Source organism: Mycoplasma sp. 480 (assembly GCF_051353065.1).
In the GTDB taxonomy this organism is placed as follows: Bacteria; Bacillota_I; Bacilli_A; order Mycoplasmatales; family Metamycoplasmataceae; genus Mesomycoplasma_A.
Genome location: NZ_CP195722.1, coordinates 901,117 through 918,235 on the forward strand (window position 1 = coordinate 901,117; position 17,119 = coordinate 918,235).

Annotated in this window: 13 protein-coding genes; 1 reads left to right on the forward strand and 12 read right to left on the reverse strand. The window is 21.6% G+C overall.

What is annotated here, in order from left to right; genetic code table 4:
• Window positions 1-20: 20 nt before the first annotated feature.
• From ACR34G_RS03775 to ACR34G_RS03790, 4 genes are all read right to left on the reverse strand, one after another.
• Window positions 21-2,501 carry a valine--tRNA ligase gene (locus ACR34G_RS03775; RefSeq protein WP_436358646.1) on the reverse strand — a complete coding sequence of 827 codons (2,481 nt, stop codon included), beginning with the start codon at window positions 2,499-2,501 and terminating at the stop codon, window positions 21-23.
• Between the two features lie 10 nt (window positions 2,502-2,511).
• Window positions 2,512-4,752, reverse strand: coding sequence for a hypothetical protein (locus ACR34G_RS03780; RefSeq protein ID WP_436358647.1), 2,241 nt, complete (start codon window positions 4,750-4,752; stop codon window positions 2,512-2,514).
• An 8-nt stretch (window positions 4,753-4,760) separates the two neighbouring features.
• Window positions 4,761-5,717, reverse strand: coding sequence for a hypothetical protein (locus tag ACR34G_RS03785; RefSeq protein WP_436358648.1), 957 nt, complete (start codon window positions 5,715-5,717; stop codon window positions 4,761-4,763).
• Window positions 5,718-5,829: 112 nt separating this feature from the next.
• A complete protein-coding gene (locus ACR34G_RS03790) occupies window positions 5,830-6,768 on the reverse strand; it encodes an L-lactate dehydrogenase (protein ID WP_436358649.1) in 939 nt (312 codons plus the stop codon).
• A gap of 346 nt (window positions 6,769-7,114) precedes the next feature.
• Between ACR34G_RS03790 and ACR34G_RS03795 the strand changes: the two genes are divergently transcribed.
• Window positions 7,115-8,254, forward strand: coding sequence for a DNA methyltransferase (locus tag ACR34G_RS03795; protein WP_436358650.1), 1,140 nt, complete (start codon window positions 7,115-7,117; stop codon window positions 8,252-8,254).
• 121 nt (window positions 8,255-8,375) lie between these two features.
• Here ACR34G_RS03795 and ACR34G_RS03800 read toward each other — a convergent pair whose 3' ends face one another.
• The 8 genes from ACR34G_RS03800 to ACR34G_RS03835 form a co-directional block, all read right to left on the reverse strand.
• A complete protein-coding gene (locus tag ACR34G_RS03800) occupies window positions 8,376-8,690 on the reverse strand; it encodes an integrase core domain-containing protein (RefSeq protein WP_436358651.1) in 315 nt (104 codons plus the stop codon).
• Window positions 8,641-9,618: a hypothetical protein gene (locus ACR34G_RS03805; RefSeq protein WP_436358652.1), complete on the reverse strand. Its 978-nt coding sequence runs from the start codon at window positions 9,616-9,618 to the stop codon at window positions 8,641-8,643. Before ACR34G_RS03805 ends, ACR34G_RS03800 begins: the two co-directional genes overlap by 50 nt.
• Window positions 9,619-9,984: 366 nt before the next feature.
• Complete coding sequence (locus ACR34G_RS03810; RefSeq protein WP_436358653.1) at window positions 9,985-10,302, reverse strand: hypothetical protein; 318 nt, start codon at window positions 10,300-10,302, stop codon at window positions 9,985-9,987.
• 14 nt (window positions 10,303-10,316) lie between these two features.
• Window positions 10,317-12,350, reverse strand: a complete 2,034-nt coding sequence (locus ACR34G_RS03815) for an SGNH/GDSL hydrolase family protein (protein WP_436358654.1) — start codon at window positions 12,348-12,350, stop codon at window positions 10,317-10,319.
• Between the two features lie 554 nt (window positions 12,351-12,904).
• Window positions 12,905-13,159: a TM2 domain-containing protein gene (locus tag ACR34G_RS03820; RefSeq protein WP_436358655.1), complete on the reverse strand. Its 255-nt coding sequence runs from the start codon at window positions 13,157-13,159 to the stop codon at window positions 12,905-12,907.
• Window positions 13,160-13,393: 234 nt separating this feature from the next.
• Window positions 13,394-14,140, reverse strand: coding sequence for a hypothetical protein (locus ACR34G_RS03825; protein WP_436358656.1), 747 nt, complete (start codon window positions 14,138-14,140; stop codon window positions 13,394-13,396).
• Between the two features lie 572 nt (window positions 14,141-14,712).
• Window positions 14,713-15,786, reverse strand: a complete 1,074-nt coding sequence (locus ACR34G_RS03830) for an SPFH domain-containing protein (RefSeq protein WP_436358657.1) — start codon at window positions 15,784-15,786, stop codon at window positions 14,713-14,715.
• A gap of 17 nt (window positions 15,787-15,803) precedes the next feature.
• Complete coding sequence (locus ACR34G_RS03835; protein WP_436358658.1) at window positions 15,804-16,835, reverse strand: hypothetical protein; 1,032 nt, start codon at window positions 16,833-16,835, stop codon at window positions 15,804-15,806.
• Window positions 16,836-17,119 lie beyond the last annotated feature (284 nt).

The window sequence follows — 17,119 nt, forward strand, 5'->3', positions numbered from 1 at the left end:
TTTTTCTCCTTAAATATGTTTTATTTATTTTTTTCTATATATAATTTTAACTTTTCTTTATATAATTTTAACTTTTTTTCTTCATTTTCAATTTTTTCTTTTGGTGCTTTTGCTAAAAAGTTAGAATTTGATAGCATATTTTCTGCTCTTTTTATTTCAAATTCAATTATTTTTATTTCTTCTTTTATTCTTTCTGCTTCTTTTTTTTCATGTTCTGCAGATAGCTGAATATAAATTTCAAAATTTTCTGTTTTTAAAACTGAATGTTTGTTTTCAAATAATTCAGCATTACACATATTATTTATCATTAATATTGATGTTACATCAAGTTTTTTATCTACGATTCAATATTTTAGAACTTCTTTTTTAGAAATGCTATGTTTTTCTCTATATTGTCTTAAATTTTTAACTATTTCAATAACTTTATCTATATAATTAACATTTCTATAAGTTGTAATATCTGTATTTTCGTGTTCTAAAAGTTCTTGATTAAATAATTTTTCAAATAAATAATCTGTTAAAAAAGGACAGAATGGATGAAGAATAATTAATAATTTTTTAATTATTTCTAATCCAAATGTTTTATTTGGGTTAGTTTTAGATAATTCAATATATCAAGACGAAAGATCTTCAAAAATAAATTTATGTATTGCTTTATAAACTAATGTAAAATCATATTTTTTCATAAATTTATCTATATTTTTATTTAAATGACTCAATTTATTGGATATTCATTTATCTTTGTCTGTAATTTCTTGACAAGTGCTGCATTCTTCTAATTCATAAAAGTATTTAACTATATTTCATAGTTTGTTATTAAAAATTCAAGCAGCATCTATTTTGTCTTTAGAAAATTTAATATCCTGCCCTGGTGTTGAATTAAATATTAAAGATTCTCTTAAAACATCTGCACCGTATTGTTCAATAACTTCCATAGGATCTATACCATTACCAAGTGATTTAGACATTTTTATCCCTTTTTCATCTCTTATCAATCCGTGCAACAATACTTCATCAAATGGTTTTTCATCCATAACACTTAAACTAAAGAAATACATTCTTGCAACTCAAAAGAAAATTATATCTCAACCAGTTACAAGCAATGAAGTAGGGAAATATCTATTGATTTTTTCGTTTGACTGTGGTCAGCCTAAAAAAACAAATGGTGCAAGTCCTGATGAAAATCAAGTATCTAAAACATCTAGATCTTGAATTCATCCTTCACCTGGAGACTCAATTTGCACTTTCATTTCTTCATTTTTATATCATGCTGGTATTCTATGTCCTCATCATAATTGACGTGAGATGGTTCAATCATATACGTTTTCCATTCATTTTTTAATAACTGTTTGAAAACGTTTTGGATAAAATTTAACAGCATTTTTGCTTTTTAAATGATTTAGCAGCATTTTTTGTAAGTCTTCCATTTTTACAAATCATTGTTCTGACATAATTATTTCAGAAACTTCACCACTTCTTTCTGAATACCCTACATTAGATATTATTTCTTCAGTTTTAACAATATAATTTTCTTTTAATAGTTTTTGATAAATTTGTTCTCTTGCTTGAAAACGATCTAATCCTTCAAACTCTAAAGCTAAACTATTCATTTTTCCATCAGGATTGATTGATTCATTAATTTCTAAATTGTGTTTTTTTATAATATCAATATCTGCCATAGCATGTGCAGATACTTTCATAACACCTGAAGCAAATTTTTTATCTATATAATCATCTTCAATTATAGGAATTATTTTTTTAGTAAAAGGATGAATAACATTTTTACCCACAAGTGATTTATATCTTTTATCTTCTGGATTAACACCAAGTGCCACATCAGAAGGAATTGTTTCAATTCTTGTTGTAGCAACTGTTAAGAATTCATCGCTGTTTTCAATAAAGTATTTAATATAATACATTTTTTGATTAATTGGTTTATTAATTATTTCAATATTTGATAAAGCTGTTTTTTGTTTAGGATCTCAATTAATTGCTTTTTTATCTTTATAAATTCATCCTTTATTATAAAAATCAACAAATATCTTTAAAACTGCTTCATTAGCATCTTTATCTAATGTAAATCTTTCATTTGTGTAATCGAGTGCTAAACCTAAAGAATTTCACTGTTCTTTAATTTTATTGTAATATTCATCTTTTCATTTTCAAACTTCTTCTAAAAATTTTTCTCTTCCTAAGTCATGACGAGTTTTATTTTCTTTTCTCAATAATTCTTCAACTTTTGTTTGAGTTGCTATACCCGCATGGTCAACTGCAGGTAAAAATAAAACATCATACCCTTTTAATTTTTTATATCTAATAATAGTGTCTTGAATATATTCATCTCACGCATGTCCTAAGTGCAATTTTCCTGTAACATTAGGAGGTGGCACAATGATTGTAAATGGTCTTTTACTCGAATCGTGATATGAAAAATATTTTTTATTAATTCATTTCTGGTTTCTGTTTTTTTCTATATCTTTATGATTAAAATTTTTATCCATATTTCCCCTTTTATTCTGTATTTTCTAAACTTTTCTCTTCTGTATAATCAATTATAACCGTGTCTTCTAATTTTACAAAATTAGGTGTTTTTTTCGGTTTTTGTCTATGACTTAAAATTTTAGATGAAATTAATTCATTATCTGAAATATAAATTTCTGATCGATTACTTTTAAAGTATCTTCTTGAAGAATATAATTCATCATATTCATGTTCGCTAATTTTATCAATAATAGAAAAATCGAAAGATTTAAATTTATAAAATTTTTTAGCAAATTCACTTTCAAATTCCTTTTTAATATTATTAAATGAACATTCAATTATTCTTGATTTTTCTATAAAAACAAAATTTTTAATATGCTTTGTTTCAATAAAATCACTTGCAAAAATTATTAAACTAGTATTTGGATTTTTATTTGCCACCAATTGATCTACATACGTTTTATCAAAAATTGTCTTATTTAAATCAACAAGAGCAACTTCTGGAGAATATAATTTTAATTTTCCTATGTCTATTTTTATTTTCTCTTCTTGTGTTAAATCTGAATAAGGAATTCAGAGTTTATCAATACCTATATTAATAGATTTTAAAAAATTATATAATTCATTTTTAATAATAACGTTCTGAATGATTTCATTATCTTCAAAGTCATTTGTATATAAAAAAGAAATAGGGTGATAAATAACATAAAAATGATCATTTAAAAAAATTACGTTTTTTATTTTTTTAAATATTTCTAATTCCACTTCATTGCTATTTTCATTTTTTCTTTTTAAGAAAGAAAATAAAAATCTATCAATTTTAGTAATTGCAATAATATTATTGATAATTTCTTGTTCTAATTTAGAATTATTTTGCATTTTAATTTCAATGCTATTAGCTAATAAATTTTCATTTTTTTCTTTTTCTCATACATAATTTGCTTTTTTTTCTCATAAAACATTTGTTTTTTTATGTTTTTCTACTTGATCGATTTCTTTAGAACCTTCAATTGTTGCTTTTTTTAAAAAGTTTATTTCTTTTTTTAATTCTTTTTTTTCTATTAAAGTGTCTAATAATTTCTTTTCATTTAAGATTTTTATTTTATTTAGTGTAAATTTCTTTTCGTGATATTCTTCTATTATTTCTAGTTGATTATCCAATTTAATTGTTTTACCCCTTTTAAAATCAAAAAATAGGTTATTGAAAAATTCAATTTCAAATTCTTTAATAGTGTTATAAAAACCTTTAACAACGCTCGGTTTTACATACTTTAGATGCTTTTTATTATGTTTAAAAATATAAAGTGTTTTTCTTTTGATTCAATAATTAATTTTAGCTTTTACAATCTGTTCTTTGTTTGCAGATTTATATGCTTCTTTTAAATCCTTTTTAGTTTCTTTAATTTTGAGTTTCAATGATTTTATAAGTAAATAATATATTCCATTTTTTAAAAACCCGTTTTTTAAAAATTCATTTCTTTTTTTAAGTTCTGCTTTTAATTGATTAATTTCTTGAAAGTGATTATGAGAAGCGATTTCAAATTCTGAAGAATGTTCAAATGATTCAACTTCTTTTTCAGCAATTTCAAATTCAGTTCTTAAATTTTGTAATTTTCCTTCGTTTTTTCTGTATTTATCTCTATATTTTTCATAAACATTAAATTTTTTAATTTCATAGTAAGTTATATTATTTAAACTTGTATTTAGCATATCTATTCTTTTATCTAAATAATCATTTAACTCACTTAAATTAAAATTATTTTGTTCTAATTTCTGTAAAAATTCTTTATAATTAATTTTTTTAAAAAATTGATCAAAAATTTTAATTTGTGTTTCAAAAAGATCGTATGATATTTTTTCTTCCTCTTCTTTTATGAAAAAATGATATTCGTCACTGACTTCTTTTCAATCTTTACGGAAATCTCTCATTAATTTAAAATCATATTCATTAGTATTAAAAGAATATTTCATTATTTCAAATAATGGTTTATCGAAATAGTGATTTTTATTTTTATTAGAAAAAATTGATAAAACTTTTTCAGGTATTCAAAAATCTTTAAAATTCTTTTTTAAAAAATTCTTTCCTATTTTAATGACGCCTGAATAATTTTTATTTTTAAAAACTAAGAGTTCTTTAAAACAAAAAGGGATTTTCTTATTAGAAGAAAAAATAAGGACATCTTCTCCTTTATTTATTTCTAAATTTAAGTTTTTTAATTTGTCTTCATAAGTAACATCAAGTAAAGAAATTATTTTGTTTGTAAATTCCATATTTTCCTTTAATAATTATTTCTATTTTTGTTTTTTACAATCGGAAGGATTACTAAACTTGTAAGGTAAATAACAAATAAATTAACTCAAATTTTAATAGGCGACACAATAAAATGTGTAATTAGTGCTACTTCAAAAGTTGGGAAAGCACCAGATTGAACATCACCTAAAGCTAATATTGCACTTGATGTTGGTTCTAAAATAACTGAAAAAGCAATAATAGGAACCATTGTAGTAAATCTATCTTTTTGTTGAAAAAATTTTAAAAATCTTGCTATTGTTATAAAAATCAACATGGTTCCGTTTCCAGATAACATTAAAATTAAAAAACCTACTTTATTTTTTATGTATTTTGATTCTTCTAATAATTTATCAGGAGCTAAAAATACAATGGTAGAAACAATAGCAGCAACAACTATCATTATAATTCAACAAAAAATTAACATAGAAGTAAATAAAGTATTTTGTTGTGTTTCTTTATTTAATCTATTAATTCTTTTAGAAATTGTTGAAATTTTTTTATTAATTTTTTTTATTTCTTTTTCATTAGAAAGAGAAAGTAGTGATAAAGAAAGATTTTCTATTTTTAAAGCATAAAATTTACTTTTTTCTTTTATATTTTTTTGAATATAATTTTCATTTAATCTTTTTTTAATAAAATCAAAAAATAATCATGAAATTATTCCTGGAATAAATCCAGTAATAGATAAAGCTAAAGTGTAATAAATTGAATAGGTGCTAGGAACAAATTGAAAAGAAATTAAATCTGATAAAAATCCTGTTAATAAACCTACAATTGGTCCAAAAATAAATCCTGTAATTTTAATAGGTAAACCAATTATTGAAAAACGAAAATTAGGTAAAGCTGCAAAAGGAAAAAATCTAATACCCAATAAAAGCATTATTGTAGATATGGACATAAAAACAGCAACAAAGGCTATTGTTTTTGCATTAAATTTTCTCATAAATCTTTCCTTATATATAATTATTTAAATTTTACCACTATTATTTTAAGTTTTTAAAATATATTTTTTATTTTAATAAAAAAGAAACTTAGAAAAGTTTCTCTTAAATTATTTATTGAATTGATTTGATTGTTTCTTTAACAATTCTTACAGAATTAGCGAATTTTGCTTTTTCTTTGTCATTTAAATCTAAATTAACTATTTCTTTTATTCCTTCAGAACCAACAATAGCAGGAACTCCGATTACAACATCAGAAGCACCATATTCGCCATTTAAATACACTCCTAAAGGTAAAACAGCATTAGAATCTTCTTGAATTACTCTAACTATTTGTGCTAAACATGCACCGATACCATAAAAGGTTGCTCTTTTTCTTTCAATAATTTTATATGCTTTTGTATAAACTGGTTTTTCTAATTCTTCTTCATAATTTGAAGCATTTACTCCAGATTTTTCTTCATATTTACTAAAAGGTAACCCTGCTATTTTAAAAGTTGAATAGTTAATTAATGAAGAATCTCCATGTTCACCAATAACAAATGCTTCTATATTGCTTGTTGAAACTCCTGTTTTTTTAGAAAGTAATTGTTTTAATCTTGAAGTATCAAGAATTGTTCCTGAACCAATAACTTTTTTAGGATCAAAACCTGTTTCTTTTAGGTATACATATGTAAGGATATCAACTGGATTTGATGCAATGATTGTAATTCCATTGAATCCACTATCTTTAATTTGTTTTGCAATATCTTTCATAATTAAAGAATTGTCTTTTACCATTTCTAATCTTGTTTCACCAGGTAATTGTGGTCTTCCTGCTGTTATAACAACTATATCAGCATCTTTAGCATCTGAATAATTTGCTGAAAATACTTCATATTTTCTAACAGAAGGAACAATAGCATCTTCTAAATCAAGAACATTTCCATCTCTTGGTCCTTCAAATTTATCAATGATTCCGTATTTTGCAGCTAATCCTTGATTAATAGCAGAATATAAGAAAGAAGCACCAACCGCTCCTGCTCCTACTAAAATAACTTTTGTTGCTTTCATTTATTAAAAATCTCCCTTTTATTAATTTTTATTACATTAAAATTATAAAACATAAAATAAAAAATAGTGTTTTTTTATCATTTTCTTTATTTTTTATTTTTATTTTGTATATATTTTTATTCTTTTGGTAAAATTCCATTTTTTTAAATAAAACATATAAACTTTTTCTTGTTTATGTAGTTAAATATAATAAAATCAAAAATAAGGTATTAAATTATAATATAATAATTATAATTTATCTGTTTGTTTTAAACATACTATAAATGAAACTATGTCTTAAAAATAAGGATATGATATTTGATTTAAAATTATTGAAAAATGATAAAATTAAAATAATGGAGTATATATGGAAAGAAATACTTATTTAGAAAAAAAAGAAATTAATAAATTGAAAGAAATTAATTCAATTTCTTCTTATTTAGCTATGTTTCCAATTGATCTTCCATTAGAGTTTATAAAAAAATATTCAAAAGAAAATGATGTTATAATGGATAATTTTTCAGGAAGAGGCACTACTGCAATTAGCTCAAGATTTTTAAATAGAAAATTTGTTGGAAATGATTTAAACCCTTATAGCTATGTTTTGTCTAAATTTAAAATATCTCAACTTTTTAAACACAAACTTCTACTTCAACTAGAAAAACTAGAAAAAAAATTTAAAGAAAAAGAAGAGGAAATAGAGATAACAAACTTCGAAGAAATGCTTATTTATTTCTCCGAACCAACATTAAAGCAATTAATTTTTATAAGAGAAGAAATTGGTAAAAAATGAAAATTTAATGGTAAATATATGAATGCTTTACTTGCAATATCTTTAGGATTGATGCATGGACCAATGAAAAAAAATGGTGATACAATTTATTTCTCGGTGTCTATGTCTAACATTATTTCGATGTCTCCAGGATATGTTGAAAAATATAAAAAAACAAATAACTTAACAACTCCGAATATTAATATCTTTAATAATATAAAAAATAGAATTGAAAAAAAATTTCACTTTTTGTTATCCAAAAAAAATGAAGTAAAATTTAAATATTGAGATTCATTAAAACCACTAAAATTTGTTGAAGATAATTCTATTAATTTAGTAATAACTTCTCCTCCTTATTTATCTATTGTAGATTATACAAGATCAAATTGAATAAAATTATGATTATTAGGATATGATAGAAAAAACGTTTCAAAAGAAATTCAATTAAAAGATAAACTTAAATTAAATGAATATATTGATTTTATAAAATTATATCTAAACAATATTTATCCAAAACTTAAAATAGGATCTAAAGTTTGCCTTGTAGTAGGGGATGTTTATAATACTAATTTAATAGAAGAAACTTGAGCAAAAATTAAAAATGATGTAAATTATATAAAAGTAGACTTAATAATTCAAAAAATTGAAAATAATAAGAAATCACTAAGAGCAATGAATACAAAAAAAGGAAATGCTACCAAAGTGGAAAAAATACTTATTTTAGAAAAGAGGTAATTATGATTAAAGAAAGGGAATCAATTCTTAAAGAAATAAATTTAGATGATATTCATTTAGCTCTAAAGTGGGACAATTTATTGGGACACATTTTACCAGTGATATCACTGGTAAAATTTTTTTACTTTGAAATTCAAGAATTTCAAATTTCATTTGGGGTTTTTCAATTTAAAATTGATTGTGGCCTTTCTTGATTATATCAATTTATATAATTATTAATCATTTCTTTTAAATTATTAAAAGTTAAATTTTTAATTTTAATGTGTGATAAACATTCGCTCTTTATGTTAGAAAAGAAATATTCAATTTCTCTATTATCTAATGAATTACCAACTCTTGACATTGAAATTATTCCATTATTTTTTTCAATAATTTCTACAAATTTATTAGAAGAATAAACACTTCCATGAATCAGTATGCATAATTCATTTTTCATTAAAACTTAAATCTTTATTATGTTCTATAACCAAATTCAAATCATTATTTCTTGATAAATTTCAAGAAACAATCTTTTTAGTTTTGTGATGAATTGTTGCTGAAAAATATACATGATTAGAATCAAATACATCTTTAGGAGATGTTATATAAGAAACACCTGTTGCAAAAATATTGTTGTTTTTTCCTTGGAAATCTCTATTAATTATGTTTTCAAATTTTGCTGAAGTATTTTTATCTTCTCTTCTTTTTGATTTTTTTCTAACTATGCAAAATAAATTTAATTTATTCATAATTCTACCTATTTTCCTGTAATTTATCTTTATTTTTATGTTTTTTTTGTATAAAAACTTCAAGTCTTTTTCTTCCATATAAACAGTTATTTTCAGTAAAACCTTCATAAATCAATTTTTCTTCTTGATTCAATTCTTTTGCTTCAACATTTTTATTCTTGTTTCTGTAAAAAGTTGATTTAGAAATTTTCATAGTAAAAAGAAATTTTCTAAAATTCTTTGCTTCTTTTTTTTCTTTTTTTGCTCTTCTTCATGTTCTTTTACAACACGATTAAAAATCTCATCAAAAACTTCTTTAGGTAAAACATCTTGATAAATTTTTATGGATTTAATTAAAATTTCTTTTGGGATACTATCTCAATTTTTTTTCTCTTCTTCTGGTGTTAAGATTTTTCTTTTTCTTCCAACGCCTTTATTTTTCTTAGGTGATTTTCCTGTTTTAGATTCTAAATTCATACCTAAATTATAAAGTTTAACTTTTTCTTTAAAAAACATTTTTTTAAAATAAGTTGGTTTTGTTTTTCTAAAATGAAAATATTCAGTTCAAAATAAATCTAAATTTCTAATTTTCTCGCAATTATCTAAATATCTTTCAATTCAATATTTTCATTCTTCTGATTTTAATTGTTTTGACATTTTTCTCCTTAAATAAAAACATAAATTTGGGACACCAAATTTATGTCCCTGTTTACAAACAAATCTGTTTGTGTTTTTTTACAAAATTCTTTATTTTTCCTGTGTTTTGCAGTTTGCCTTAATATTTATGCTAAAATTATTAATTTATGAAGTTTTACTTAAAATAACTATTTGTATGGAAGAAAAAATTGAATTTTTTATTGAAAAACAATAAACAAAATTTGAAATTCTTAAATTTCAAAATAAAAAAATTTTACCAGTGGTATTACTGATAAAATGTGTCTAAATAAATTATCCTACTTTACACAAAAAAATTCGTGTTTTTTACAAAAATACTATTTTTCCTTTTTATAAAATTTTTCTATTTTAATATTCTTTATTATCAAGAATTATGTAATTATCAGCCCATTTTTCTGGAAAAGTTCCTTTTTTTGCTACAATTGTAATAATATCTACAATAAAACTTATAAATGTCATTTTTCATCAAAAATTATGTAATCATAATTTCAACATTCTACCTTTTCCATAACTATACTTTAAATGCATAATTTTCATACCAAGAGTAGCTTCTCCTTTACAATACTGAACTAATTGAACTATAAACATAATTCCAAATGTTAAACCACCTAAATAAAAATCTATTTGGTTTGCTAAAAATCTTCTTCAATATCCTGCTTTTTGCATATATTTCTCCTTATTTATTTTTTTAAATTTTGTATAAAAATTTCTCTATAAAAAATTTCTTGACCTTTTACTTTTTTATCACTAAAATATATAATTTTAACTAAATCATTTTTATCTATTTTGTTAAATTTATAAAAAGGTATAAATTTACGATTACCAAAAATTTGTGTGATAATTTCTTTTGATTCAGGATTTTTTTCACAAAAGAAATTAAAAACTTTTCTTTCTATTGTTATCGGCAAGTAAGAATGAAATAAAAATTTTTTAAATTTGTTTTTATTTATATATTTCTTGTATAAAAGTCACAAAATAATTGCTATAATTTTATTAATTAATTTATAAAACGGATTAAGTCTATCATTATATAGTGGATTATTTTTTTTAAAAATTCAATAATATTTAAAAATTTCTTTAACTATTATTTCAATATTATTGTAATTCAAATTATTTATTCTTCTTGTTTTAAAAGTTAACAGAAATCATTCTTCTAATTTTTCTATATCTGTTGTTTGTATAATTGAATTTAACAGAAGGCACAGTTCATAAAAATTTTCTTGTCTGATGTTTTTCAAAAAATAATGTAAATCAAAATTAGGGATTTGATTAGTTAAGTCACATAATTCCTTTAGTAATACTTTTAAAAATTTATTAGTTTCTTTTGAAATCAAAAACAAAGGAATCTTTTTAAAAAGTTTATTATTTTTATTTATTAAGAAAAAATTAATCAAATGATTCATAAATTCTTTTGATTCTTTTTTATTTATTTTTTTAAATAATATAAATAAATCATTAAAATTTAGTAACAATACACTTATTATTTTTGAATTAAGAATTTTCAACTGTTTTATTTTGTTAAATTTAAAGAAATCAAGTTTTTTATTTTCGAATATAAACTGAATCTCTATAAAAATTTTATCTAAGATTCTTGTTTTTATTATTTGTTTTACTAATTCAAATATAAATAAAAAGTCATTTTGACTTAAAAACAATTTAAATTCCTGTTTAAATATAAAATACGATTCTATTTGCAAAAAAAACTTTTGAATTATTTTTTTTGTCATTAAAAGTTTAGCTTCTATTCAATACAAAACGATTCTACTAATTGAAAAAAGATGATAAGAATTATCTATATTTTCATAAATTCTTTTTTTGTTTTTTCAAAATCATTTTGCTTTTTTTATATTATTTATTGAAAAAAAATCTTTATTTTGTTTTATAAAATCTAATGCTAATTCCTTATAACCATCTTCAGTTGGGTGTAAATCTAAAAAAAAGTTTGAAAATTTTTTTCTTTTTCTTATCCATTTTTTATTATCAGGCTCAACATAAATTAAATTCATTTTTTTTGCTATTTCTTTTTTTGAATTATTGATTCAAAAAAAGAAATCTTCAACCTTTATCTTTTTTAAAAAGAAATGATTAAAAAGTGGAAATATATTTAAAAACCCAAGAGGGTAACCTACTAAAAATATAGTTATTTCGTTATTTTCTTTTTTAATTAAGTTTATCAAATCAAATAAATTTTTTTTGTTAACTTCATAAATTTCAATTATTTTTTCTCTTAATTTAATTAAAGAAGAAGTGTCTTTTTTAACCAAAAATTGAAATATATATTCAATTAAATTAGCTAAGAAATCATTAGCTCCTAAAGTTATTGTTATAAAATCTGCAGTTTTTATTTCTTCTTTTAACAAAGAACCGCTATTTTTAACAAAATTTTTGAATTGTTTTGAAATTCTATTTTTGAACGGGTTTTGAATATCAGAATCTCACAAAAGCAAAAAATCAGAAAAAGATTTATTTTTTACTTCATTTGTTTTTAATAAATTTAATCAATCTTCAATTTTCGATCCTGTTAATGAAAAATTAGAAAATTTTTGAATTTTTTTGTTATTTAAATCGTTAATATTCTGGTAAATATAAAAAGGATAAGATGATGGTAAAACATTTTTTGTTTGTAAATCTGGCATTTCAAAACAATATTTTAAGTTAAAACCAGATGCAACAGAATCCCCTATCGCAATATATTTGAATCTTTTTTTTAACAAATTATTTTAAATATTATGGATATTATATTGGTGCTTAAATAATAATGGAAGTATAGTTTTATCCATTTTTCAAACCATAAATAAATTTACAAAAAAAAGATAGGTAGATATTAAAATTATTATTAAACCTAAAATAATTAAATCAATATTAGAAATATTTAAAAATCAGTTTTCATCTTGTATATTTCTTTTAACGAAAATTATTAAAAAAATAGAAAATATAATAATATCTATAAATAATGAAGTTAAGACAGAAATATTAACAATCAAAATTTTCCTATATTCTTTATTTATTTTTTGTAATTTTAAAGAATATATAAGATTTATTATTATGTAAATAATACTAGCAATAAACAAGGCAATTCAACCAATCGGCAATATTAATAAATTATAATAATAATAAATACTATTAATAGTATCATTCTTGTATATGTCTAATAAATTTAAAAAGATACTTGTGGAAATAAGTAATATAAAAAATAAAATAAATATGACAACTATTATTTTAAAATTTTTTCTTATTTTTATCAATGAAACTATTCGTTCTGACATAATTATTTAATTTGTTTTCCTTCTTTATCTTTCATCAATCCAAACATAATAAGTATCAAATCTGCAATATATCAAACACCTAAACCGCCAGCAGTTATAGTTTTTGCTCAATTAAATTTACCAATATATAATCTATCTATCCCTACTAAACCTAAAAATAAAGAAATTAATAACGTTATCGCTCAATTCTTTTCACTTTTATTTTCTTGATAATTGAAAATAATTTTATTGTTCTTTTCATCCTTTTTTGAAAACATTTTCCTCCTTTCATATTTATTATACTTTTTTTTTTTTTTTTGCAAGAAAATTATAAAAATTTATAAAATAGCAAACAAATGTTATCTTAAGTAATATATAAAAATTCAAAATTTATTATGAAAAATTAAAAGAAAACGAATAAAAAAACTATGTTAAAAAAAGAAAAAAACAGGAACATAAATTTGGAAAACCAAATTTATGTTCCTTTAATTTTATAATTAAAATTTATTTTATTATTCGCTAAGATCTATACATTTAAGTAATTCTATTAAAATTTCTCTCATTCATTCTTGATTAATGCTTGGATTTTTTTCTTTATAATCTTCAATATTTTTCTTTACGTCCTTTAATTTATAATGAATTCTATTTCTTATGAAATCGAAAGCTTCATTTGGAAGGACTGAAGTTTTATTATCAAAAATTTTAAATTTATTTCCGTCAATTATAGTTTCTTTGTTAGTTAGTAATTCTTGCACTTTTATTAATCTTTCCTTTGTTAAATCATGGATGTCACTAGGTAAAATTTTATATTCTTTTCATACTTCATCAAACTCTTCTGGTTCATAATATTTTACCCCATCCAAAGTTATTATTTCAATCCCTTTTGCTGTTTTTTCTGAAATTTTTCTTTTACCTAAGTTTTTTCACTCAGGATGATCTTTTTTAATCTTTTTAAGTTTTAAATAACTAATTAGAGAAATAGGAAAAAGTATTAAAATTGCTAAAATTCAAAACGCTCATTCACCTCAAAGATTTAAAATTATACGTGCATAAGAGATTGCTAGGTTATCACTATAAATTCCGTCATAAGAATAAATATATAAAAGAAGTACAATGAGAGAAAAAGATGAAAATGCTATATGAGTTATAGTTCTAAAAATATAAAAAGGTTTTTTTAAAGTTTTATAACTAAAAAAAATATACCACAGTGACACTAAAAACATAACCACTCATAATGTAGTTGATAATTGATCTTTCATAATATAGAACCAACTTGTTCAAATATACAATAATTTAAAAAATAATAAAAGCAAACATATAATAACTATAATTTTAAAAAAAAATATACTTTTTTGAAACTCTCACAAATCATCTTCTCAAGTTCTAACTTTTTTTTGTTTATTTTTTTTAAACATTTATTTTTTTTGTCTCCTTATAAATATAACTAAAACTAAAATAAATAATAATGTTGATATCGAAAAAGCAATTCCATAACATCATGATCCTACTTTGTATGCCCAATCTATTTCATTAGCACCTTTAAAAAACAGAATAGAAACACTAAATAAAACATTTGTAATCGGGACAAGAGAAAAAGTCAAGAATCATCACAATATTGAAAATGTTCCTTTTCTTATAATATTCCAAATGAGATAGAATTGAAAAAATATTAAAAACGCAATATAAATTATAAGTACAAAAAACTGCTCATTTTCTTTAAGAAATGAAATATTTATTTCACTAAAAGATAAAATCGAATTAATGATTATCGATGTTAGAATTGTGATTAGATATAGTATGGAACTTATATTCTCTTTTCTCTTATTTATCATTATTTTTTGTTTACGCTAGTTTCGCCTTTAACTATTTCCAATGCTGTTTCTTTTAAATTTGGAGAAACAACTAGAGTATTAGTGTTTTTTGATTTGATTAAATCGGATAATTTATCAATGGCTTTTCAAACTAATACTTCTTCTGAAATATTTGCAGATTTTATAATTTCAATATAGTCTCTTTCTGCTTCTGCTAATCTTTTTAATCTGTAATATTCATCTTCTGTTTCAAGTTTTTTAATTTTACTTTTTTCTTCTGCTGTGTTAATTTCTTTTAATGCTTTAACATCATCTTCGTCTAAATTAATATCATTATTTAAATTAACTATTTCTAAACCTGTATTAGATACAATTGATTCAATTTCTTTTAATAAATTAGATTTTAGTTGATTGTTTATACCTGATAATTCTTCTCAATTTTTGCTTCTTATAAAATCTGAAATAGAGTTTTTAACACCAATTTCTAATTTTTTCTTATGAGCTTCTTTTTGTCTATAAAATAATTCTGGTTCTAAAACCTTTCACATTAATACTAATTCAATATTTAATCTTTTGTTATCTTTGGTAAACAATTTGTTAATATCAAATCTCATTGGAGTTTCGTCTAAACCAAAAGTTGCTTTGCTTGCTCCTTCGTTTTCAAATAAAGAAGTTTTAATTTCTTCATCTTCTTCTCAGTAATATGTTCCAGGAGTTTTTAAAAATTGGGTAATGATTTTTGTATTTTTGTTTTCAATAACAGTAAACTCATTTTCAGCAAGATCGATTCTTCTTTCTTGTCTTTCTTTTTCTTCTAAAAGCATTTTAGCTATTAAATTATCGATTTCTGTACTGAAAGTCTCTAAATCCTTAATTGTATTATTTTCAACTTGCATAGAATTAAGTTTTGCTAAATTATTTTCTTTATCAGGAGATTTTAGAGTTTCTATTTTAGTTTTTAATTCTGATTTTTTTCTTTCAAAAGCCGCTTTTTTTCTTTGTGCTTCTTTTTCTTTCTTTTTCTTTAAAAAGAATCAAACACCAGCACCTATTACGATAACTGCAACAATAACAGATATAATTATATATATCATTTTTTAAATATCCTTTCTTAATTTTTTATTTTTTTAACTTTAGTCACATAAAAGATTCCATGCTTTTCTCTTTGAATATTAACCATAGTACCTGCTTCAAGAAAACCTTGTCCTTGTGCTGCAAGGACTTTCTTTTCTTGCCCGCTAATTTTTATGCTTCCATATTTTGGATTTGGATTACTATTCTCTTCATCAGCATCTTGTAAAAGTATAAATTCTCCTGCTTGATAGTAAGGATTGTGATTTTTAAGTGCCAATTCAAAAGCTGATGAATTTGAAAATATTAATACTTTTTCTGAATTTGTATATGCTTCTTTTTCATATTCTTTTATTTTTAATTTAATAATTTCATTTCAACAAGTTTCAATTGTTTTTTCTGAAATTTCAACCAAAGAATAGTCTTTTAATTTATCTAGTATCTTGGTTTTATAAATTTTAAAATCCAAAATTTCAGCTTGTTCTAAAGATTTGCTTCTTTTAACATTTTCTTTTGCATTATTGAAGAATTCAATTGCAATTTTTTCAACAATTTTTCTAATTAGATATTTTTTAAATATTACTTCTTTTTCATTAAAAGCAACATAGATTATATTTTCTAAAGAAAATGGATTGAATGTATAATTTTTAAATTTAGCATCAAAATTTAATCATTCATCTAAAGATTTGTCTTTTAATGTTGGATTTTTAAAACATTCTAATACAGATTCATTTCCTGCTAATTTATAAATTTCTTCTAAGGTATTGACATCGGAATTATAAAAATATTTTGGTTCAGATTTAGATTCTGATTTTACAGTAATAGGATGAACTAAATTTGAAATAGTTTGATATTGTTTATAATCATATTCATAGGAAAGAGAAAATTCATTAATTTTATTTGTTTTCTTGTTTTTATAACCTTCTAAATGTCATTTTCAAGTTCACTCTTCACTCATATCAACTTCATCTAATTTTCCTGATGTTAAAACATTTTCTCAACTTTCTTCAAAATATGTATAACCTTTCAATAAATAAAATAATTTAGAAATAATTGATTTTTTATTATTCATAAAACCTCCTTTCATAAAGCATTATACAAAAAAAAAAAAAACAAAGATTTTGGTAAAAAAGTCCATTTTTCTTTGTTTTTAGTCTAAATTTAAAGAAAAAAGAGTTGTATTTTTCTTGTAAATATACAAAATTTTTTAATTATTTAATATAAATAAAAAATAAATTTAAGAAATAAATATTTTAAAAAACATTAATTATAAATCAAAATATATTAATAAAATTTTTAATTTATTAAAACAAAATAAGTAGATAATATTAACAATTAAAATTAGAAGTGCTTAAT